At 31.8% G+C, this 22,955-nt stretch carries 23 protein-coding genes; 6 read left to right on the top strand and 17 right to left on the bottom strand.

All coding sequences use genetic code 11. The annotated features are described in order from the left end of the window. Window positions 1–6: 6 nt before the first annotated feature. Window positions 7–834: a MetQ/NlpA family ABC transporter substrate-binding protein gene (locus B5X81_RS21170; RefSeq protein ID WP_079494676.1), complete on the top strand. Its 828-nt coding sequence runs from the start codon at window positions 7–9 to the stop codon at window positions 832–834. A gap of 150 nt (window positions 835–984) precedes the next feature. Here the strand turns inward: B5X81_RS21170 and B5X81_RS21165 are convergent, their stop codons facing one another. Genes B5X81_RS21165 through B5X81_RS21145 form a run of 5 tightly spaced genes read right to left on the bottom strand, consistent with a single transcriptional unit; the run spans window position 985 to window position 6,578 of the window. Further along, entirely contained in the window at window positions 985–2,151 is a 1,167-nt protein-coding gene (locus B5X81_RS21165; RefSeq protein ID WP_079494665.1) for a dicarboxylate/amino acid:cation symporter, read from the bottom strand. Between the two features lie 21 nt (window positions 2,152–2,172). After that, on the bottom strand, window positions 2,173–3,966 hold the full coding sequence (locus B5X81_RS21160) for an NADH-dependent [FeFe] hydrogenase, group A6 (RefSeq protein WP_079494664.1): 1,794 nt from the start codon (window positions 3,964–3,966) through the stop codon (window positions 2,173–2,175). A gap of 18 nt (window positions 3,967–3,984) precedes the next feature. Continuing rightward, window positions 3,985–5,631, bottom strand: coding sequence for an NADH-quinone oxidoreductase subunit NuoF (gene nuoF / locus B5X81_RS21155; protein ID WP_079494662.1), 1,647 nt, complete (start codon window positions 5,629–5,631; stop codon window positions 3,985–3,987). 27 nt (window positions 5,632–5,658) lie between these two features. Then, window positions 5,659–6,051 (bottom strand): (2Fe-2S) ferredoxin domain-containing protein, encoded by a 393-nt coding sequence (locus B5X81_RS21150; RefSeq protein WP_079494660.1) that lies wholly within the window; start codon window positions 6,049–6,051, stop codon window positions 5,659–5,661. After that, window positions 6,051–6,578, bottom strand: coding sequence for an NADH-quinone oxidoreductase subunit NuoE family protein (locus B5X81_RS21145; RefSeq protein ID WP_079494658.1), 528 nt, complete (start codon window positions 6,576–6,578; stop codon window positions 6,051–6,053). Before B5X81_RS21145 ends, B5X81_RS21150 begins: the two co-directional genes overlap by 1 nt. Before the next feature lie 244 nt (window positions 6,579–6,822). On the opposite strand from B5X81_RS21145, the gene B5X81_RS21140 reads away from it, so the two are divergent. Beyond that, complete coding sequence (locus tag B5X81_RS21140) at window positions 6,823–7,353, top strand: methylated-DNA--[protein]-cysteine S-methyltransferase (RefSeq protein WP_079494657.1); 531 nt, start codon at window positions 6,823–6,825, stop codon at window positions 7,351–7,353. Between the two features lie 146 nt (window positions 7,354–7,499). Here B5X81_RS21140 and B5X81_RS21135 read toward each other — a convergent pair whose 3' ends face one another. Beyond that, complete coding sequence (locus tag B5X81_RS21135) at window positions 7,500–8,063, bottom strand: uracil-DNA glycosylase (RefSeq protein WP_079494656.1); 564 nt, start codon at window positions 8,061–8,063, stop codon at window positions 7,500–7,502. A gap of 241 nt (window positions 8,064–8,304) precedes the next feature. Here B5X81_RS21135 and pepV point away from each other — a divergent pair, with 241 nt between their 5' ends. After that, complete coding sequence (gene pepV, locus B5X81_RS21130) at window positions 8,305–9,693, top strand: dipeptidase PepV (protein WP_079494655.1); 1,389 nt, start codon at window positions 8,305–8,307, stop codon at window positions 9,691–9,693. Between the two features lie 178 nt (window positions 9,694–9,871). On the opposite strand, the gene B5X81_RS21125 is transcribed toward pepV, so the two are convergent. The 4 genes from B5X81_RS21125 to B5X81_RS21110 form a co-directional block, all read right to left on the bottom strand. Next, on the bottom strand, window positions 9,872–10,960 hold the full coding sequence (locus B5X81_RS21125) for an NAD(P)/FAD-dependent oxidoreductase (RefSeq protein WP_079494654.1): 1,089 nt from the start codon (window positions 10,958–10,960) through the stop codon (window positions 9,872–9,874). A 91-nt stretch (window positions 10,961–11,051) separates the two neighbouring features. Continuing rightward, a complete protein-coding gene (locus tag B5X81_RS21120; RefSeq protein ID WP_079494653.1) occupies window positions 11,052–11,501 on the bottom strand; it encodes a hypothetical protein in 450 nt (149 codons plus the stop codon). A gap of 24 nt (window positions 11,502–11,525) precedes the next feature. Beyond that, a complete protein-coding gene (locus B5X81_RS21115; protein ID WP_079494652.1) occupies window positions 11,526–11,753 on the bottom strand; it encodes a ferritin family protein in 228 nt (75 codons plus the stop codon). Between the two features lie 10 nt (window positions 11,754–11,763). Further along, window positions 11,764–11,973, bottom strand: a complete 210-nt coding sequence (locus tag B5X81_RS21110; RefSeq protein WP_079494651.1) for a hypothetical protein — start codon at window positions 11,971–11,973, stop codon at window positions 11,764–11,766. A 96-nt stretch (window positions 11,974–12,069) separates the two neighbouring features. Here B5X81_RS21110 and B5X81_RS21105 point away from each other — a divergent pair, with 96 nt between their 5' ends. Both B5X81_RS21105 and B5X81_RS21100 read left to right on the top strand, forming a co-directional pair. Beyond that, window positions 12,070–12,552: a CBO0543 family protein gene (locus B5X81_RS21105; protein ID WP_079494650.1), complete on the top strand. Its 483-nt coding sequence runs from the start codon at window positions 12,070–12,072 to the stop codon at window positions 12,550–12,552. A gap of 5 nt (window positions 12,553–12,557) precedes the next feature. Beyond that, the gene (locus B5X81_RS21100; RefSeq protein WP_079494649.1) at window positions 12,558–13,628 is read left to right on the top strand and encodes an NAD(P)/FAD-dependent oxidoreductase; all 1,071 of its coding nucleotides are present in this window, start codon (window positions 12,558–12,560) and stop codon (window positions 13,626–13,628) included. A 112-nt stretch (window positions 13,629–13,740) separates the two neighbouring features. On the opposite strand, the gene B5X81_RS21095 is transcribed toward B5X81_RS21100, so the two are convergent. The 7 genes from B5X81_RS21095 to mnmA all read right to left on the bottom strand — a co-directional run bounded on the left by B5X81_RS21095 (window position 13,741) and on the right by mnmA (window position 22,405). Then, complete coding sequence (locus B5X81_RS21095; protein ID WP_170917535.1) at window positions 13,741–14,835, bottom strand: GerAB/ArcD/ProY family transporter; 1,095 nt, start codon at window positions 14,833–14,835, stop codon at window positions 13,741–13,743. A 22-nt stretch (window positions 14,836–14,857) separates the two neighbouring features. After that, window positions 14,858–16,003: a Ger(x)C family spore germination protein gene (locus B5X81_RS21090; protein ID WP_170917534.1), complete on the bottom strand. Its 1,146-nt coding sequence runs from the start codon at window positions 16,001–16,003 to the stop codon at window positions 14,858–14,860. A gap of 151 nt (window positions 16,004–16,154) precedes the next feature. Continuing rightward, window positions 16,155–16,364 carry a hypothetical protein gene (locus B5X81_RS21085; RefSeq protein ID WP_079494646.1) on the bottom strand — a complete coding sequence of 70 codons (210 nt, stop codon included), beginning with the start codon at window positions 16,362–16,364 and terminating at the stop codon, window positions 16,155–16,157. Between the two features lie 2 nt (window positions 16,365–16,366). Then, window positions 16,367–17,530, bottom strand: a complete 1,164-nt coding sequence (locus B5X81_RS21080; RefSeq protein ID WP_170917533.1) for a Ger(x)C family spore germination protein — start codon at window positions 17,528–17,530, stop codon at window positions 16,367–16,369. Between the two features lie 4 nt (window positions 17,531–17,534). Then, window positions 17,535–19,085, bottom strand: coding sequence for a spore germination protein (locus B5X81_RS21075; RefSeq protein WP_079494644.1), 1,551 nt, complete (start codon window positions 19,083–19,085; stop codon window positions 17,535–17,537). A gap of 282 nt (window positions 19,086–19,367) precedes the next feature. After that, on the bottom strand, window positions 19,368–20,987 hold the full coding sequence (locus B5X81_RS21070) for an ATP-binding protein (RefSeq protein WP_079494643.1): 1,620 nt from the start codon (window positions 20,985–20,987) through the stop codon (window positions 19,368–19,370). A gap of 323 nt (window positions 20,988–21,310) precedes the next feature. Next, window positions 21,311–22,405, bottom strand: a complete 1,095-nt coding sequence (gene mnmA / locus B5X81_RS21065) for a tRNA 2-thiouridine(34) synthase MnmA (protein ID WP_280175292.1) — start codon at window positions 22,403–22,405, stop codon at window positions 21,311–21,313. Between the two features lie 308 nt (window positions 22,406–22,713). On the opposite strand from mnmA, the gene B5X81_RS21060 reads away from it, so the two are divergent. Beyond that, window positions 22,714–22,881 (top strand): CDIF630_02480 family spore surface protein, encoded by a 168-nt coding sequence (locus tag B5X81_RS21060; RefSeq protein ID WP_079494641.1) that lies wholly within the window; start codon window positions 22,714–22,716, stop codon window positions 22,879–22,881. The last annotated feature ends 74 nt before the right edge of the window (window positions 22,882–22,955 follow it).

The following is a 22,955-nucleotide window of genomic DNA, read 5'->3' as shown; positions in this document are numbered from 1 at the left end:
AAATTTATGAAAAAAAATATTTTATTAATCACTATAGGCTTACTCATTCTATCCCTTGCATTGGTAGGGTGCAGCCCTAAAGAAACATCTAATAATGATGAAACTAAAGGAGATGAAGTTGTTATAAAGGTTGGAGCAACACCTGTACCTCATTCTGAAATCTTAAATATAATTAAACCTAAACTTAAAGAAAAAGGTATAGAGCTGGAAATAATAGAATTTACCGATTATGTACAGCCTAATCTTGCTCTAGATGCTAAGGAAATAGATGCTAACTTCTTTCAGCATGAACCATATATGGAATCCTTTGCCAGCGAGAGAAATATAGAGCTTTTTAGTGCAGCAAAAATTCACATTGAACCCTTAGGGTTATATTCAAAGAAAATAGAATCAATCGATGATTTAAAGGATGGAGCTGTAATATCTATTCCCAATGATCCTACTAATGAAGGTAGAGCTTTAATACTCCTTGAATCTAAAGGTTATATAAAACTTAAAGAAGATGCAGGTCTTGAGGCTACAGATGCAGATATAGATTCTAATCCTAAAAATTTGGTTTTCAAGCCTATAGACGCTGCTCAGCTACCAAGAACACTAAAGGATGTTGATGCTGCTATAATCAACACAAATTATGCCCTTGAAGCTGGTCTCAATCCTTCAACTGATCCATTAATAATTGAAGGCAGTGAATCTCCATATGCAAATATACTCGCCATTAGACCAGAGGATAAGGATAATGAAAATATAAAAGCATTAATTGAAGCTTTACAATCTGGGGAAGTTAAGGAGTTTATTGAAGAACAATATAAAGGTGCAATAGTTCCAGCTTTTTAATGAACCAATAGAATTGGATATTTAAAATTATTGCTTTATTTGGCTAAGAGCTAACTAATAACAACCTGCAGCTAAATCATTAAAATATAAATTTATAATTCAAAAGTCAAAGTTATCCAACTTTGACTTTTGAATATCTATACAATTTTCTTATTTTTTTCGTTTTGATATCTCATCAATCATTATAGCTATAGCTCCATCACCTGTAACATTAGTTGCTGTACCAAAGCTATCTTGCGCAAAGTGAAGTGCAATCATCAGTCCCTGCTGCCCTGTAGAAAACATAAGCATGTTTTCCAAAAGCCCTAGAGCTGCATATACTCCTCCTCCCGGTATTCCTGGAGCAGCAACCATTGTTACACCAAGCATTAATATGAATGGAAGCATCATAGCAAAGGTTGGTATTGTTCCAGATATTATCATAACTCCCATCGAAGCAAGTACCAAGGTAATGGTATCTCCTGCCAGATGGATAGTTGCCCCAAGGGGAATTACAAAATCAATAATGTCTTCAGTAATCTTATTCTTTCTAGCACTTTGAATAGTTACTGGTATTGTTGCTGCTGAAGATTGAGTACCCAGTGCAGTAAAATAAGCGGGGAGCATATTCTTGATAGCTTTAAATGGATTTTTACCACTGACCATCCAGGCTACTAAATACTGAATAATTATATAGCTTATTTGAAGAATAATTATTAAAGCAAATACTGAAGAAAAAGCTTTGATAGTTTTAAATATTTCTCCTGTAGTAGTTAATCTGGCAAATATCCCTGATATATGTATTGGTATAAGGGGAATTAAAACTCTCCTTACTACTCCTTCAACAATGCTTTGAAAGTCTCTCAAAGCACCAAACAAAGTGTTACCCTTAATTGCAGCCATGCCAAGTCCTAAAATGAAGGCTGTAATTAATGCTGTCATCACTTCCATCATAGGAGGCATTTCTATTGTAAAGAAATACTCAAGATTTAAAGTTGATTTTTCTGCGACCTCCCCTGCCTTAATTACATTCGGCAGTATGGTAGATCCTATAAAAAAAGCTATAATTCCTGCTGTTATTGCAGAAATATATGCTATACCTGCAGTAAGCCCCAACAGTTTTCCAGCCCCTTTACCTAAATCAGCAATACCAGGAGCAACAAAACCAATTATTATAAATGGTATTATAAACTTTAAAAAATTTCCAAAAATACTGGTAAAGGTAGTCAGGAGCCGAACAATAAAGTAAAACTCTGTAGATTTTGAAATCAAACCTATGATAATCCCTAGAACAATCCCAGCTATTAATTTAGGTAACAAACCTACTTTTCGTGCCATTTTTAATACTCCTTTCTATTTTTAAATCCTTTCTCTTTCTTCATAATGGGTATGAAGAAGCTTATGAGCTTTTTCTCCAAAGGGCTTTCCAAGATATTCTTCGTATAGTTTTAAAACTTCAAGATTTTCATGGGATTTTCTAAGCTTTTTATTTTTATCTTCCCTATAGATAGCCTCCTGCCTTTTTCTAACAATTTCATCATTACCATGATGGTATGGTTGTCCACCACCACCAATACAGCCTCCTGGACAGGCCATTATTTCTATAATCTCATACTTTGACTTTCCTTCCCTTATTTCTTCTAAAAGAGTTCTGGCATTTCCAAGACCACTTGCTATCCCTATATTTATTTCTTTATCTCCTATTTCCACAGTTGCTTTTTTAAGTCCAGTTGCACCTCTTAACTGCTTGAATACTACATCTTCTCCCTTAAGCTTTTCTCCTGTAATCCACTCATAAGCCGTACGTACAGCTGCTTCAGCAACTCCACCAGTTGTTCCAAATATAACAGAAGCTCCGGTTGTTTCTCCAAGGGGCCGGTCAAATTCACTATCTGGCAGATGGTCAAATTCAATACCGGCTTCCTTTATCATTGCCCCAAGTTCCCGAGTAGTTATAACTATATCCACATTGTTCCGTTTATCCTTTGTAAGCTCTGGTCTAGCAGCTTCTGCTTTTTTAGCAATACAAGGCATTATTGAAACTACAACAATATTATCAGGATCCAAGTTATTTTTCTCAGCATAATAGGTTTTAGCAATTGTTCCAAACATTATATGGGGAGACTTACAAGTAGAAGGAATTTCTAAAAGCTCTGGAAACTGATGCTCTATGAATTTTACCCAAGCAGGGCAGCAGCTTGTAAGCATAGGTAAAGTCTTATTATTTTCCAAGCGATAAATAAACTCTGAAGCTTCCTCCATAATTGTTAAATCAGCACCAAAATCCGTATCAAATACTGCATCAAATCCCATGCGTTTAAGGGCAGTAACCATTTTTCCCGTTACTATTGTTCCAGCCTCCATTCCAAATAATTCTCCAAGGGCAACCCTAATAGCGGGTGCAGTTTGCACTACAACATGTTTGTCAGGATCACTTAAAGCTTCCCATACCTTATCAGTATGATACATCTCAGTAAGTGCTGCTGTAGGACACACCTGTACACACTGACCACAATATGTACATGAAGACTCTACCATTGGTATATTAAAGGCAGGTCCTACAAAGGCTTCAAATCCCCGTCCAATACCAGATAATATTCCACAGGTTTGTATTACATTGCAAGCTGTCTCACATCTCCTACAATATATACATTTATTTGCGTCCTTAACTATTGCATCACTGGATACGTCCTTGGGATAGTTCATTCTTTCTCCTTCCCATCTTATTTCCCTTACATTAAGTTCCTCAGCTAAGGATTGCAGCTCACATTCCAAATTTTTAGGACAAGTAAAGCATTCATTAGGATGGTTTGATAATAATAGCTCTACAGCCATTCTTCTAGCAGTTATGGCACGAATTGTATCTGTCCGAACAGCCATACCATCATAGGCCTTTGTTACACATGATGGTACCAGTTTATTTCTACTTTTATCCTGTGAATCTACCAGCTCCACCATACAAACCCTACATGAAGCAGTTTTATTGTAAAGCTGTAGATCATGGAGATCTAAATGACATAAAGTCGGAATCTTTACTCCAGCTTCATGGGATGCCTCCAAAATTGTTATTCCTTCAGGAACTGTTAACTCCTGATCATTTATTTTAATTTTTATTTTTTTGATATTCCCTTGGTTCTTTAAATCTTTGACCATAATTTCACCTCTCTCCTTTTAAGATTTTAATCCTATTTTATTTTTAGCCACATATTTACCTTCTCCCTGAGGATGATCAACATCTTTTATATAGGACATATATTCATCCCAAAAATATTTCATTGTACTAAGGACAGGATTAGGTGCGGTCTGACCTAAGCCACATAAAGAGCCATCTTTAATCATATAACATAATTGCTTCATTGCATCTATATCAGCCATTGTTGCCTTTCCACTGGTTATTTTATTTAGCATTTCATATAACCGTTTAGTTCCTATACGACAAGGAGTACATCGACCACATGATTCATCCATAGTAAATTCAAGATAGAACTTAGCTATATTTACCATATCATCTGTTTCATCCATAACTATCATTCCACCAGAACCCATCATGGACCCAATACCAATTAAACTATCATAATCTATTGGTGTATCAAGCTCTTCTTCGGTTATTACCCCTCCCGACGGTCCACCGGTTTGCACCGCTTTAAATTTATGCCCACCCTGTATTCCTCCACCTACATCAAATATAATTTCCCTTAGGGTTATTCCCATGGGCACTTCTACAAGGCCTACATTATTAACCTTCCCTGCCAGCGCAAATACCTTTGTCCCTTTGCTTTTTTCTGTTCCAATTGAAGAAAACCACTCTGGTCCTTTTATTATTATTGGAGGTATATTGGCAAAGGTTTCAACATTATTCACACAGGTTGGATGTCCCCAGTATCCTTCCTGAGCTGGATATGGAGGCTTATAATTTGGCTCTCCTCTCTTTCCTTCACAGGAATTTATAAGAGCAGTTTCCTCTCCGCATACAAAGGCTCCAGCCCCAAATTTTATATCTATATCAAAGCTAAAATCTGTATCAAATATATTCTTTCCTAAGAAGCCCATTTCACGAGCTTGCTTTATTGCAATATTAAGTCTTTTTATAGCAAGAGGATACTCAGCTCTTATGTAAATAATCCCTTTATCAGCTCCAATAGCATATCCTCCAATAGCCATAGCTTCTAAAACTCTATGGGGATCGCCTTCCAATATACTTCTATCCATAAATGCCCCTGGATCTCCTTCGTCGGCATTACAAACCATAAATTTAGTTTCTGACTGTTGCTTCTTTGTTATCTCCCACTTTAAACCTGTAGGAAATCCTCCTCCACCACGTCCACGAAGTCCTGATTCCTTTACCATATCTATTACTTCTTTTTGAGTCTTTGTTGTAAGTACTTTTCCTAAGGCCTCATATCCTCCCAAAGCTATATATTCGTAAATATCTTCGGGATTTATAAGCCCACAATTTCTAAGGGCAATTCGAAGCTGCTTTTTATAAAAGGGCATATCTTCTTGCTTGTGGGCCTTCTTTCCCTCCTTAGGCTCTTTATATAAAAGTCTATCCACATGTCTACCTTTAACAATGTGCTCATCTATAATGTCCTTTGCATCCTTTGGCCCAACTCTGACATATAAAACATTATCGGGCTCTATTTTTACTATTGGTCCTTGTTCACAAAAACCAAAGCAGCCTGTTTTTATAACTTGAACTTCCTTATCATACCCCCTTGCTTTGAGAATAAGATTAAGATTTTTAAATACTTTTTCACTTTCACTGGCTAGACATCCTGTACCGCCACAGACCATTATATTCGTGCGAAACTGAGTCATGTTAAGCCTCCTCCATTACTAACTTTTTTATACTCTTTCAAAGTCAACCTTCAAAATCAGACTTTCTACTGGCTGCCCTCCCTTTATATGCTTTTCAATAATTTCATGTACTTTTTTCTCCTTTACATTTCCATATAAAACCGGTTTTTTCCCTGAAATATTTACCTGGACAGTAGGTTCTGAATGACAATATCCAATACAGCCTACTGGTATTACCTTTACATTATCAAGCTTCTCATTTTTTACTTCTTCTACAAATTTATTTAAAGTTTCTCTTGCTCCAGAAGATATCCCACAGGTTGCCATACCTACAAGTATCTCTACTTTATCTCCTTTAATTTCTCCATGTTCTCTTAAACCCACCTTATCTATGGATTCTTCTCTAATTTTCTTAAGTTCTTCCAAAGATTTAACCTTCATTACTGCTTCACCTCCTGATTGCGATAGGTATTAATAATATTATCTAAATCCTCTTCTTTCACCCGTCCGTATACCTTATCATCCACCATTAAAACTGGAGCAAGACCACAAGCGCCTATACATCTAACATCCTTCAATGTGAAAAGTCCGTCTTCAGTAATTTCATTTGCTTCTATTTCTAATTTTTCTTTCAATCTTTCTGCAATCTTGTCAGCTCCCCTTACAAAGCAGGCTGTGCCCATACATATACTTATAGTGTGTTTGCCTCGTGGTTTAGTAGTAAAATAAGAGTAAAAGCTTACTACTCCAAACACTTCAGCACCAGGAATCCCTAACTTTCTTGCCACGTAAAGTTGCACATCTCTAGGAAGATACCCAAATATATCCTGGGCTTTATGAAGTATCTGAATTAGTGTCCCTTTTGTGGTTTCAAGACCGTCAATAAATTTTTCTAGTTCCTCAAATTTTTCTTTAGGTAAATTTTTATCTGTACCCTCGGTTACACTTATTTCTGCCGGTTTTGTCATAAAATTCACCAACCTTTCTAGATATAAGTTGATATTTTATTTCAGTATTTAATACAAATTTCTCAATATTTATTATTATCAAAACTCCATTTTTTATTAAAAAGATACATCTTGTTAGGAAAAAAAATAAACAATATTAAAATTCATTTTGAATCTTAACATTGTTTATCTATAATATAAATATGGAGTTAATATTGAAAATAGACAACATTGAGGTTGTTTATCTTTAAAAAGGAGAGCTAAAATGAAAAAGTATAAAGATAAAAATGTTTATTATTATATTTACAATACTTTATTTGGAAAAATATTTTTTGCTTCTGCAGATGATGGGCTATGTAATGTGAGCTTTATGGACAATGATGTAGATAAACATTTTAATTGGTTGAAAAAGCATTTCGCTGAAGATAATATTATGGAAGATAATAAAAAAAATAGAATAGCTTTTAATCAAATACAAGAATATCTATCTGGCAGTAGAAAAACTTTCAATCTACAGCTCCATTTCTTAGGAACCCCTTTTCAAATCAGTGTTTGGGAGATACTTTATGAAATTGGGTATGGAGATATATGGACATATAAAGATGTATCTAAAAAATTAGGAGATATGAAAAAATGTAGAGCTGTTGGAGGGGCTATTGGAAAAAATCCTATAGGTATAATAGTACCTTGTCACAGGGTAATCGGAAGCAATGGTAAGCTTACAGGCTTTTCTGCCCCCGGTGGAATATCTCTTAAAAAGAAATTATTAGATCTAGAAAAGAAGCATTGTCTTTAAAATTATATAGATATTTCAGTAAAACTTAGTTTATACATGTGCAAATACTCAGTGCTTCTAGGAGTTTTGGACATGTATAAATTAAAGGCTTTACTTAAATCCCTATATCATAATAAAACTTATCAATTAAAACTACAAATCCATAATCATTCAGGTCTATTTATTTCCTTATACATTCTTTTAACTTCTTTTAAATCTTCCCAAAAAGGTCTTTTTTTATTTTCATCCCTAAGAAGTGCTGCCGGGTGAAAGGTTGGAAGTATCATACAACCTTTTTTCTCTATCCATTGTCCTCTTTGTTTAGTAATCTTTAGGTTCTCATCTATTATTTTTTTAGCAGCAACAGAACCTAAGCATACGATTATTTTTGGTTTTATAATCTTTACCTGCCATCTTAAGTAAGGTAAGCAGGCCTTCATCTCATCTTCTTTTGGATTTCTATTGTTAGGTGGACGACATTTTACTATATTTGCTATATAAATCTCTTCTCTCTTAAGACCAATTGCATTTAATCCTTTAGTAAAGAGCTGTCCTGCCGCTCCAATGAATGCTATTCCCTTAAGGTCCTCCTGTCTTCCTGGTCCTTCTCCTATAAACATTATATCCGCCTTTGGATTTCCCTGTCCAAAAACCACATTAGTCCGCCCTTTACACAATCCACATCTTCTACATTTATAGGTAATTTGTTTTAACTCATCTAAAGTATACATAATCTAAGTACACCCCTAAAAATTTTAAATTTTCTATATTCATATATGGTAATTATACTAATAATACTACTTAAAATCAAAAATAATTGAGGAAATTGCATAATTAACATTATTAATTTTAAAATTCTTTACATGTATTATGTAGTTTCCTCAATTGTATATACCTACCTGTTTGATTGAGGTCTTGAAAAATATTCCATAATGGGTTAATATGAAGAAAATAAATATTGGGGGAATCAATATGAATCTAGAACAAAAAGTTGAAGAAATGCGTGATGAAATTATAGGATCTACCCAAGAAATAATTAGATTAAAAAGTGTAAAGGATTCTCCAAAGGATGAAATGCCCTTTGGTCAGGATATCCATGAATGTTTTATGCATGCTTTAAATCTATCGGAAAAAGTTGGCTTCAAAACAAAAAATATTGATAACTATGGTGGTCATGCTGAATTTGGTGATGGAGAAGAGGTTGTAGGTGTATTAGTTCATCTTGATGTTGTCCCAGAAGGGGATAATTGGACATACCCTCCCTATGGTGGAGAAATCCACGATGGTAAAATCTATGGAAGAGGAACTATAGATGATAAAGGTCCTGCTGTTTCTGCTTTATATGCTATGAAAGCAATTAAAGAATCAGGCTTAAAACTAAATAAAAAAATACGAATTATTTTTGGCCTTGATGAGGAAAGTGGCTGGGATAGCTTAAAATACTATTTAACTAAGGAAAATGCTCCAGATGTTGCTTTTACCCCTGATGCCGACTTTCCTGCAATCCATGGTGAAAAAGGTATCTTAATATTTGACATAACTAAAAGGTTCAAAAAAAATTATAAGGACAATGGCATTAAAGTATTGAAAATAAAAGGTGGTAATAGACCTAATATGGTTCCTGATTATTGTGAAGCTCATCTTATTTCTGATTCTTCAATAAAGGAAAAATTAGAAGCCTATAAAGAAAATAATAAGATTAAGCTTGAAATAGAAGAAAAAGAAGATACAATCATTATCAAATCCTATGGGGTTTCTGCCCATGGTAGTCTTCCAGAAAAAGGTGAAAATGCAGTATCTCAGCTCATATTATTCCTAAACAGCTTGAATCTAGCTGAAGGTGATGCTTCTGACTTCATTAAACTATATAGTGAAAAAATAGGTATGGAGTATTATGGTGAATCAATAGGCTGTGGTTTTAAAGATGACCCTTCAGGAAATCTCATATTTAATGCAGGAGTAATAGATTTGGATGAAAAGGGTGTAAAGCTTACGGTTAATATTCGGTATCCTGTAACTTATACCCATACTGAAGTTATTGAAGGCATGGAAAAAGAACTCAAAGATACTGGCTTTGATATAGTTGTTCTCGAAAATATGGATCCTATTTATCTTCCCAAGGAACACGAAGTTATCCAAAAGCTAATGAAAGTTTATAGAGAGTTTACCGGAGATGATAGTGAACCAATAACTATAGGTGGAGGAACCTACGCTAGATCCATGGAAAATGCAGTAGCCTTTGGTCCATTATTTCCAGGGCAGCCTGAACTGGCCCATCAAAAAGACGAATACATAGAAATAGAAGATTTGATTAAAATTACTAAGATATATGCAAATGCATTGTATGAATTGGCTAAGTAAGATTGTCTTACTATAAATTACATCTTTCTTTTTTATCTTAATTTAACCTGTTGTACTAGCAAATTAAATATTTAGTTGTAAGTTTGATTCAAGGGATTTTAATATTTCATTTGAATGATTTTATAACACAAAGTAAATATTAAAATCCCTGATATGAGAACTAGCACACTAAGTTAATCTACTTCATCGTATTTCTTTTTTCTGCTCTTTTATTGATATATTTAAATATAGTACCTCCAACCTTGATTACATTTACCTGAGAACCGTACAACATCTGCTTAATTCCCGGAGTTCTAATAAAAGATAGTATCTTATCATAATCATCATTTGCAGCTCTATTGAAGGCTTTTCTGAACTCGTATAAATTTTTATTACTCTTATCCATTTTTTTTAATAATTTGCTGTAGCTTTTTCCTTCAGCTATAGCTCTAGCCAGTAAGGACCCTGATGTTATTGAATTAACCTGTCCAAAGCCTAGAAATGGTTCAATTCCTCCTCCAGCATTGCCAGCAAAAAATATATTGCCTACATTCTTGGGATATACATAGCCAGTAGAGTGTTTTAGTTTAAATTCTTCTACAATAGTATAATTCATGCTTTCAGTAATTAAGAATCTATGCCAATAATTATCTACTTGCTTATCATTAACATCTGTGACAATCAATACTAAAGAGGCTTTTTTATTGTTAAAGGGAGTAAGATATGCATATCCATCCTTTGTGTAATCCTTATTTATCCATACGATTAATTCATTTGGATCAAAATTCCCTAAAACTATTGCCCCCCTTAAATAGGTGCTAACCAATCTATATGAACATCCAAGCTCTTCAGTAAAATTTGTATTCCCTGTTGCAATAACAACATAATCGTATTTTCTCGATAAATCTTCATAATTTACAAATTTATTTAATTTTATTTTAGGTTTCTTAAGCTTTGAGTACATTTCATTTTTCATTGAATTTTTTTCTTTTCCCCTAACAAAAAGGTATCCTAAATTTCCTTTAATTTCAGTCCTTCTATTTAATGAAATATGGGTAACTTTATTAAGCATATTTAAGGGAGTTAATTCTATATCAAAATTATCTTTAAAACAATCCAAAGGATCCTTAGCAGGTCTAACCATTAAATTAAGTAAAGCTGTAACATGGGGATGCCTTTCTCCAATAAAACCATTTTTTTCATATATATCGGGGTTTATTCCATATTTTTGTAGTTCGATAGCACATGAAAGGCCTGCTAAACCTGCTCCAATAATTGCTATTTTCATTTTCATCATCCCCCATATTTTTGTAATATTTTAAACCAAAAGTATACAGCAAAGGCTATTAAAATAACGAAAAAAATATATGCTGATAAACTCATTCTTCAACTCTCCATTTATCCAATAAAACTATAGAAAACCAGCTTAAAGTAGACAGGGCACCTATATTAATTATAAGACTGTCATAAAAATTCCAATTTAAATATTCTACTGCGCCCCTAAAAACAAGAATAAGCTCTGTAGAAGAATATAATATAAACAAAATTATAGTATTTAATATGGTTAAGCTTTTTTTCCTAGGATGATATTGGGCTAATAATGTTCCTATTACAAATACTGGACCTATTAAAAAAAAAAGTGAAGTACCCAAAATGGATATTATACTATCTCTAATAATATATCTTCCATTGATTGTATTAAAAAAATCTACGGTAATTGCCATTATTATAGCTAGTAATCCTGACCATATATTTATTTTTAACTTTCTCCAATCAACCAACAATAAAAAAATAACCCAATTTGTAATAAAAAGTAATATCCATTCCATATAATTCCTCCATAAAAAACTATTTTAATACTTGCTTTTTGTCGGAAATATTTTTGATATTATATAGGGTTTCGCTTGGAGTCTTTTTATCTTTTGCTGAAGCTTTTCAATCTGTCTCATTTCATCATCTCGCATTTCACTAAAAAGCTGTCTCACCTCAGGGTTCAGTATATGTATCAATTTTTCATTATAAAAAAGCTGATTTGAAATTTTATATTGAAGTATGTCCTTTAATATATCTACTTCCTTCATGGCCTATCACCTAACCTTGTAAATTAACTTTTATCATTAAATCCTTTATTAATTTTATATGTTCCCTTGAGGTTTTTTTAAACTCTTTAATTATATCCTTAATTTCTTTATTATTGATTCTTCCCATATAATCTCGATACTTTTTCAAAAGTATTTCTTCACGGTCTATTGATAAAGTAAATGACACATCCATAAGTTGTTCTTGGGATAATTTTTTCATTTATTTCCCTCCTGGATTTCTATTTTCCCTAGTAATATTTTTGGCTTTAAATACAAATATTATTCTTATAGATTAATATTTATTGAAGGTGAAATAATGGATATCAAAACATGGTCTTTACTCTTTTATTATGGAAATGTTTTAATTCTAATGATTATTTTTATAGCTGTAATCAGCAAAAAAAAATTAAAAGAGCTTCTTCCAATTGGATTATTTATTGCTGCTGAAAATTATACTATTGAAATTATAGGGTTACATTATGGGTACTGGAAATATCCTTTGGAAAATCCAGGTTATCCAGAAATAACTATAATATCCAGCCTCATATATTTTCCTATTGTGGCAATGCTTTTTTATAAATTTCTTTCAAAAAGCATTAAAAAAAATATTATTTTAATATCAATCTTTGTGACTTTAAATATGATAATTGAAATTATAACTCTAAAAACAACGAGAATATTTATTTATGGGGAAAATATGAATATATTTTATGCTCTTTTAATGTACATTGCTGCTTACATTCTAATAATCCTCTTTGGAAATTACTATTATAATTTAAATGCAAGGAAGGGAAGTTGAACTCTATGGAGGTAGCTATAGTGGGCGCTGGTTTATCTGGATTATCCTGCGCCTTTGAATTGAAAAAATATGGAATAACACCTACAATTTTTGAGAAAAGAAGCACAGTAAATGATGCCCTAGACTATAATGTGTGTATTCTTAAAACTTTTTCTAAATTTAATTGCAGTCCACAAAAATACTTTGCAAAAAAGTATGGTCTTCAATTAATACCTTTAAAAAGATTAAAAAAGATAGTAATGTTTGGCCCGAGAAATAAAACCATTGTTAGGGGAGGCTTAGGATATATTTATAAAAGGGGTTCTGAATCCTATTCAATGGAAAACCAAATTATGAAACAAGTTAACCTTCCTGTAGTTTTCGATACATATATTGATATTGATAAAATAAAGGAGAAATTTGATTATGTAGTATGGGCCACTGGAGACAATATTCTTTCTAAAAAACTAGGTGTATGGACCTCTAACCTTAATACCATTATTAGAATTTCAACAATAGAGGGAAATTTTAAACCGGGCTCTATAGCTATGTGGCTGAATACTGACTTTGCAAAAAATACATATGCCTATCTATTGCCCTATAATAAATCCAAAGCCAACTTAACCTTAATAGTTAATAATATTACTTATAGTGAACTTAATTATTATTGGAAAAATTTTTTAACCAAAGAAAATATCCAATATAAAATATTTGAAACAAGGGATATAGAATATGTAACGGGTTTTGTTTATCCCCTTCAAATTGATAATGTTTATTTAGTGGGAAATGCAGCAGGCTTGACAGGAAATTTATTGGGTTTTGGAGTAACAAATGCTGTAGAAAGCGGTATAAATGCGGCTAAATCCATTGTAAAGAAGGGTGACTACAATAAGCTAATGAAAAAAACAACAGAAGCAGTAAAACTGCATCATGAGCTTAGAAGGTCTATAAACACCTTTGATAATAAAGACTTTGACAAATTAGTATCTTTTCTAGGTCTACCTATTATTAAGCAAATGATATATAAAAATCCCTTTTATAAATCCAAGCATGCTGCCCAAGTCCTAAAGTTATATAATAAATTCCCTCATATATAAGGGAATTACAAGAAGTAAGAGCCAGACCCTATAAAGATAAAAAGATGATTAGCAAGGTCCTATAAAGATAAAAAGATGATTAGCAAGGTCCTATAAAGTAGAAGGCTGTTAATCATCTTTTACTATTTAGTTTCTTTCTTTTCTTCATCTTTGCAAATATGAGTATAATAATAGGTAAAATAATCTGATAGGGAAAGAAGTAGTATGTGCTCAATTTTGAAGTCCACACATAATGCTCCATTGAATTATCAAAAATGAAATATGAAAAATTACATATAAGTAAAGCTATGGGAGTCACTAAAACTCTATAATCATTAAATCTAAATATTTTTGACACTCCATTACTAATAGCTAATAAGCATACACTTGTCTTTAAGAAGAAAGAAGTGAGAGTTGCAACAATAGTAATAACTTCTAGTCTCTGTAAAAGCTCTCCAACGCTAACTTTACTTCCCACATTATGATTTGGATAGTAGGTAGATAAATATAAATCCTCACCCAAGACTAATATCTCTGCAAGGGAAACCCCTGCTATTAAAATACCGCCCCATAACAATCCCTTAATAAATACTTTTTTAGTAGAGGTTTTTGGTCCCAATGCAAAAAAAACCATTAAAAATACTACTACATCTCCAAAGGGGAATACTAAAGTATCTATGGTTCCCTGTAAAAATGGATGTATACCATTATATAATATTGGTACAATATTAGTTATTTCCATTTGAGGTATTAACATCAAAATTACTATTGTTGGTATAGGAGCATTTAAGATCACAAAAAGATTAGCCCATCTCCCCATTGTTTCAATACCTGACTTAACTATCCATATAGATAATAATGTAACCACAATCATAGGAACTATCATAGGTGTTTCTGGCAATGAAAGGGTAATTAAAAACTCCCCTTGATCCCTTAAAACCAATACTGCCAAATGAAAGGTAAACCAAATAAATATAAGTCCCAAGGCTTTTCCAAAGAACTCTCCAAAAATATCCTGGAGTATATCAAATATGTCCCTTCCTGGATAAAGAACCAATAATCTGGCATATACCATATATAGCGGAATAGCTAAAACAAGTGCAGCTAATATGGCAAGCCAAAGGTCACTCCCTGCAGCAGAACCAGTTGGTAGCGCCAAAGTACTTCCAGAAATAAATAAAATGATTAAACATATTCCCTGAATCTCTGAAACACTTTCTTTATTCAATGTCACTACCTCCCAGACTGATTTAATATTTTACTTTGATTGGTTCAGATGTTAATGCACTACTACGAATATTTACATTTACATTTATCTCTATCTCTATATTTTTAAAAATTTCTAGCCAATAGGGCTCGATTTTTTTCCATTCATCAGGCATTTTATCCTTTATTTTCATTCCAAAGCCAAATATATCACTTTCATATTCCTTTTGGGCTTTTTTTATTACATCTTCGATTTGTTTTTTTATATGATTTTCTATATCCCTTTTTAATGTCTTCCTAGCACTTTTTTCTATAACATTTACCTCGCCTGATATTTCTCCTATTCCATAATCACTTTCCACATCTATTTTCATAACTATTCTATTATCTACTTTTTTTGGCTGCAGCTTGGTTTTATTATTAAATAACTCCATGGTAACTTCTGTTAAACTACCTTCTATATTAGTCTTCACCGTTAGTACGCCCCCCTTTAATTCATCAATAACCCATAGATAGGCTCTAGTCTCCATTTCATCTAAGGTTCCTATTATTTTGCCCCCTCTAAATATAGCCTGTCCCCCTATTTTGGGGATCTTCTCACCATTTTTCTCTGATATGCTTACTATTGGCAATGTTTGTGCAGTACTCTTATCATATATCTTTTCTATGAACTTCCATGCAGGTACTGCATGATATGTGGAAATATTTTTTTCACTTTTTAATATATTATCAATATGAAATGAAGCTATTTCCTGACGGTCTTCAAAGGTATTCTCCAAAATTGAATCTGCCGTTTTCTCATTTGACACTACAATCCATATATTATCTCTAAACTCTGCATCTCTACTTGTATAATCTAGTATGGATATTAGCCTTTTACTGGTAATATCTTTGCTGAGTATAATTACCTTTGCATGTCCCCAATATAATCTTCTTGCATTTTTAATAACAGTATCTCTTACTCCATCAAATACCGTTTCCCCTCTGCTTTGAAATAATGCACTTCCAAACTTTTCCCCACCCTTTATCAGCTTAACTACTTCACTAGTAACAATGTATTCACCCTTCACTTCATCATAATCAATTGCAACTCCTGAAACAAACCTCATATTATCTATATCTGTATAATTCCAACAGCTAGTAAGAAGAAACAGACATACTATTATTATAAATATATATATCTTTTTCATCATATCTCCTTCTTTATAATTGAGAAAATTGCATAACTCCAATTTGGCAAAATTGCATAATATATATGGTATAGCTTCGGAGATTTCAAAACAATATGTGGAAGTTAGTTTTTTGAAGAAATAATTATGCAATTTGCTCAATTACAAATAGTTATTTTCCCATTATTGATTTCACAATTTTTTCGATGGGTTTTGTAGGACTGGGTATTTCTACCCCTAGGCTTAGAAGCAAGCTTATAATAAAAGCAGCCGTAAAAAAGAAAGCATATACTATAAGCTCTTTTTTTTGATTCTTTTTATACAATGGAACCATTTCAATAGTACCAATTATGATATATCCTAATATAACTAGAACATACATTTTTAATCTCCTATCTTAATTGTTTTAGACCTTAGTGAACTACCTCTTATTTTAAGCTTTACATTTACCTGTGTATCCAACCCTATGAAAATTTCATCCCAATTTTCTTTTATTTCCTTCCAAAGCTTTGGATTTTCTCTGCTTATGATTTCACCAAAGCCAAATATATCACTTCTATATTCTTCTTGTACTTTTTTCATTACACTGTGAATCATTTCTTTTATAGTTTCTCCCCCTTTTTTCTGTATTATTTCTAGATTTTTTTCATTCGTAAAATCTATATTTTCATCTATTTCATCAATATTAACTAAAGTCTCAATATCAATCTTCATTTTAAGTTTTTTATCTTCATAGATGGGCTTTACTTTGGTTTTATTATTAAATATCTCAAAGCTTATATTTGTAAGTTTATCTGCTATAGGAATTTCCTTAACTGTTATTACGCCGCCTTTTAATTCATCTATTATAAATAAGAAGGCCTTTGTTTCAATTCCATTTAACCAACCTACTTTTTTAGCTTCTTTAAAAACAGCAGTACCAAAAATCTGACTAATTTTCTTTTTATTATAGTTAACCACATTTACAGTTGGTAGTGTTGGTGATATTCCCTCTTCAGATAATTCGTCAACAAATTTCCATAGGGGCACTGCTCGATATTTTGATACACTTTTTTGATTTTCAAGCATATCTTCAAGATGAAATGAAATTATCTCATGGATTCTGATATCTGTTTTCAATATTTCCTTGGCGGTTTTTTCCCTGGAAACTAACAGCATTATATCATCTCTGGTTTCAGCATCTCTTTTCATGAAATCAATAATACTTAAAAGCTTTTCCTTCTCCTCTATGACTTCTTGACTTAAAATTACTACCTTGGCATGGCTCCAAAATATTTTTTTCCCCGTTTTAGGTATCATATTCCTTATTGTATTAAATAAATTATCTCCTGTACTTGTAAAATACTCCGATTCAAATTCTATTTTTTCGCCAGTCATCATAGGCTTAACTACTTCTACTGTTAATTCCAGCTTTTCCTTTTCCTTATTATAATCCACCCCAGCTCCTGCTACTATTATTTTGTTATTGACTTCACTATAATTCCAGCAGCCTCCCATATATATAATGGACAGGATGATAATAATAAAAAAAATCTTTTTCTTGGACATAATACTACCTCTTTTCATGGAAGCCATCATTGGTCTGACGAACCTTATCATTATCACCAATAAGCTTAGGCCTTAAATACATAACCCACCAAGGTGCTCTAATAGCAGTATCCTTAATATCCTGCTTTTGAAGGGAACCGATATTTAGCATATATGGTATGCCAAAGGATCTTATGGACATTAAATGAATAAACAGGCCTATAACCCCAAAAATATATCCATAAAGACCTAGAAAAGCTGACAATAGAAGGAATATTAGCCTGATAATTATTAATGCACCAATCATTTTAGGAACTAAAAAGTTTGATATCCCTGTAAGGGCTGTTACTATTACTATAGGCGCACTTACAATTCTAGCATTTACTGCTGATTGTCCTAAAATCAATGCACCAACAAAGCTTATAGTTCCTCCAGCAGGTTTTGGAAGTCTTACTCCACTTTCTCTAAGGACTTCAAAAGCAAAAAGCATGAGCAAAGCTTCAACTATAGTAGGAAATGGCACGCCTTCCCTTGCAGCTGAAATACTAAGGAGCAGTGGCGTAGGGATCATTTCCTGATGAAAAGTGGTTAATGCCACATATACAGCTGGTACACTTGTTGAAAGAAAAAAACCAACAATCCTTATGATTCTATTTATTGAAGCATAAATAAATCTATTATAATAATCCTCATTTGCCTGAAAATATTCTAAAAATAGATAGGGAAAAGTTAGTACATGAGGAGTCCCATCAACTACCAATGCTATCCTTCCTTCCAGTAAATTAGCTGCTACAATATCAGGCCTTTCAGTATTGCCAACAGTTGCAAATGGAGATAATGGCGAATCCTCAATGAGTTCTTCAACATATCCCGATTCCAATATTCCATCTATCTCAATATCATTTAATCTTCTTTTTAATTCTTCTAAAATTTTTTTATTTGCTATTCCTTCAACATAACAAATACATATCTTGGTCCTTGTACGAGTACCTAATTCTCTAAATTCAAATTTCAACTGAGAGCTTCTTATTTTTCTTCTGATTAGTGTTAGATTTGTTATTATGGCCTCATTGAAACCTTCCCTTGGTCCCCTAACTATTCTCTCGGAACTTGGTTCACTTATTGGTCTTGTAGTCCAACCCTTAGATTCTACCAGCAAAGCTTCCTTCATTCCATCTACCAAAAGAATGGTATCCCCATATAAGCATATACTTATTAAATTATACACATCCTTTTCAATTTTAACTCCACTTGAAACTACTATTTTATTTTTTAAAATATCAATAGATCTCTTACTTGTATTGAATTCTTTTGGTTCAATTTTAAATATAGGTTCTATTATATTTTCATTTATAATATCTCTATTTACCATTCCATCTACAAATATCAGACAACATTTTAAAGAAGAATCTTTGCTTTCAAATTCCCTAAAAATAATAGTCCCATCATTATTGAATATTTTTTTAAACATATCTATATTATCCTCTAATGATTTAGATAGTTGAAAGTCTTCAACAGTGGTTGCTATCCTTTGGCTTTTCTTTCCTAATATCCTATCCCTTAAAATTCTAAACATATCGTCACCCTTCACATTTCTGATAAAATTGCATAATTACCTCTTGTAGAGACCAGCTACTACCTATAGTTTTTAAAATCCCTAAAGACTTATGCAAGTATCTCATGTATACAAATAAATTTTGTAAACAAGAATTTTTTTCTATTATTTATTATTTCCTCCAATACAGGTATTATTAGTTTGTATATATTTTTAATAAAATATTCAAATAAAAAAAGAGAATTTCCTTCTTGGAATTCTCTTTTTTTATAAAAATCCTTTAATAAGATATTTGTACACTTTTTATGCTGGAAATCTCACTATAAAGTGATTCCCTTCTTTATCAATCTTAAGCTCAATACTGCCTTTATTTTTTTCTACCATCTTTCTCACTATATGAAGTCCTAGTCCACTACCTTCTTTCCCCTTTGTAGTAAAGCCCTTTTCAAATATTTTTTCCCTCAGCTCCCTAGGAATAATGGGAACATTATTAATTATTTCAAATACATAAAAACCTAATTCTTCATAAATTTTAATCTTAAGCTTTTTTTCACATCCATTGGCCTTTTCTAAAGCATACATAGCATTTTTTAGCAAATTTGATAGAATCTTAGTTAAATCATAGATTTTAATAGGCAAATTTGACTCTAATTTTATACAATCCATCTCTATTTCAATGTCTTTTTCCCTTGCCTTTAATAAAGTGGAAAAAATAGTTGATTCTATTTCCGGAACGCCTATTTCATATTTCTCTTTTATTACAATACCTTCATTACTTGCCTTCATCAAATAATCTAAAGCTTTATCATAATGCTTTAGCTCCATAAGTCCCCAGATTATCTGTAAATGATTAGTGAAATCGTGCTTATACACCCTGAGCTTTTCATTCATTTTCTCACTAAGAACTAAACGATAATTTGCCATTTCTTTTTCGGTAACCACTTTAGAAAGTATAAATGTTTCTATAACTATTATTAATGCCGTTGAAATCCCTATATAAATAATTGGGGTAAAATTACTTTTAAGATTCTCTTCCACAGTTTTAGTTAATTCTTCCCTTGGAACCGTTGCCACTAAAAACCAATCTATTGGAAACAAGGGGGCAACCCCTATATAATATTCCTTTCCTGATATATCTAAGTTATTCATTTTATAAAAGCTCTTCTCTTGTAATATATAATCCACTGTCTTTTCAGGAATATTAAAGCTTTCTTTGCTTAAAACCCCATTATCATTTCCATCTAAAATAACGACTCCACCAGTATTCCCAATATTAGTATTATCATATAAAGCCTTGAAGCTATTGGGATTTATGGTTATAAAACAGTACCCCACATCTTCTATACCCTTTAAATCTTTTATTCTATATATTAACATTAGTCTTTTCTCGTTGTTAGGTTGAAGTGATATATACTCTGAAAAACCATATTCCCATAAAAAATTACTATTACTAAATAATAATTTTTTAAAAGAATCACTTTGATAAAACTTATCGCTATTTACCATTATATTTCCATCAGATAATATGACGGTACCATTTTTATCTATAAATACAACTCTATCAACATAGGGTACATTACTTTTTAAAATCTCCACTTGTCGCTCTGTAAATTCTGACATTTTATTTTTATAAAATTCTGTAAGTATTGTAAAGTTTTCCATTCCTGCTTGCATACCATTATGGTTAACAATTTCAAAAACACCTTTCTCAATACTGTCTAATGCAAAGTTTACTGATTGACTAGTTTTTATTAATATTTGTTCAATATCATCTATTTTTTCTTTTTCTACTGCATCAACTGTTCTAATATGAACAAAATGTGCATATAAAGCCATTGGCATATAAATTAATACCAAAAAAAGAAATAAAAGCTTTATACTTAATGCCCTATTTTTATTAAAAAACTTCAGGAGGCTATTCAATTATGTTCACTCCATATTCCAAATTAATATTCATTTTAAAGATTTATTAAACCTTCTATAGATATCGACAATAAAACTTAAGAAAGTAAGTAGCCTCTGAGGTTTTCTTTTGAGCGATTTTTATAAACCTGTTTATCCTTTTGGTTATTCAATTTAAAACAGGTTTATTACATGAGCCAAAAGAATTCTCAGTGGCTGCGATCATAAATTAAGTTTTACTATAGGAAATCTAATCTATAAAGTTGTTTATTTTTAAATTTAAAATTTGCTGCTAATATTATACCATAAACTATAATATTGTATATATAATATTCCCCTTAATTTTATGTTAGTATTTCATCAATTATTCCTCCGCCCAAGCATATATCGCCATCATAAAACACAACAAACTGACCCTTAGTAATGGCTTTTTGTGATTCATTAAAAATCACTTTATATCTATTATTAAATTCATTATACACAGCTACTTTTTTATCTAATTGTCTATATCTAAATTTTGCAGTACATTCAAATGTATTTTTTTGTTTTCTTGGACTTATCCAATGCATTTCATTAACTATTAATCCCTTTGAATAAAGAGCTGGATTGTCGGCCCCTTGAGCAACATAAAGTATATTACTTTTAACATCCTTACCAGCAACAAACCAAGGCTTCCCTGATCCTCTTCCCCCAATACCTAAGCCTTTTCTTTGTCCTATAGTATAGTACATAAGTCCATCATGTTTTCCTAATAGCTCACCGGAAATACTCCTTATGTCTCCTGCTTTTGCAGGTAAATATTTACTTAAAAACTCTTTAAAATTTTTCTCCCCTATAAAGCATATTCCTGTACTATCTTTTTTATCAGCAGTTTCCAATCCTGCTGACAAAGCAATCTCCCTTACCTTATCTTTAGTAAGATGACCAATGGGAAACTTAGCTTTAGAAAGAGGATATTGTCCTAATGCACATAAAAAATAAGTTTGATCCTTTTTTTTGTCTATTCCTCTAAGAAGTCTATATTCTCCATTATGAAAATCCACTCTAGCATAGTGACCTGTAGCAAGATAATCAGCCCCAAGCTTCAATGCATAGTCTAAAAAAGCCTTGAATTTTATTTCCTTATTGCATAGAACATCGGGATTGGGTGTACGTCCCTTTTTATATTCATCTAAAAAATAAGTAAAAACTCTGTCCCAGTATTCTTTTTGAAAATTAACTGTATAGTAGGGAATATCTATCTGAGAGCATACTTTCCTAACATCTTCATAATCTTCCGCTGCGGTACAAAAACCAAATTCATCCTCTTCATCCCAATTTTTCATGAAGATACCTATTACTTCATAGCCTTTTTCTTTTAAAATTAATGCTGCCACAGATGAATCTACTCCGCCTGACATTCCCACAACGACCCTAGTATTTCTTATTTTTTTGTCCACACTAATCATTCCTTCCTTTTAAAATTTTATTCCAAATTTTAATAGCATATATATTTTATTATTTAACAAATAATAATTAAGAAAAGAAATTTTAATTATATAGATTTCCCATAGTAAAACTTAATTTATTCATATCAAAATATCTAGAGATTTTAAGGATTTTTCATGTGTATAAATTAATAGTTTTACTGGAATATCTATATAGAGTCCACATAGTAAAGCTTAATTTATATAAATTAAAGTCTTTACTTATATCCCTATATTATGTAATTCCTTTGCATATTATAAAATTAAAAAGGAGGATTTAAATGACAGATAATAGATATAAAGAAAAAAATATGTCTTCATCGATTGAAAATCATGAAACAGCAGCATGGGCTAATATTGAAAATATAAAAAAAGTTTCAAGAGTTCCTCTCCCAAGTGTTTTTGAAGTTGAAAATGCAAAGGGTTGGGTAGATAAAAATCAAAAGTAATACAAAAAGCGTCTTTAGACGCTTTTTTGGCTCTAAATTCTAAGTTGCAATAAATAAGACCATGGAGATGATGC

This window comes from Maledivibacter halophilus, from assembly GCF_900167445.1.
Classification (GTDB): Bacteria; Bacillota; Clostridia; order Peptostreptococcales; family Caminicellaceae; genus Maledivibacter; species Maledivibacter halophilus.
The sequence above is the reverse complement of the archived record's forward strand: the minus strand, read 5'-3'. Positions and strand labels throughout refer to the sequence as shown.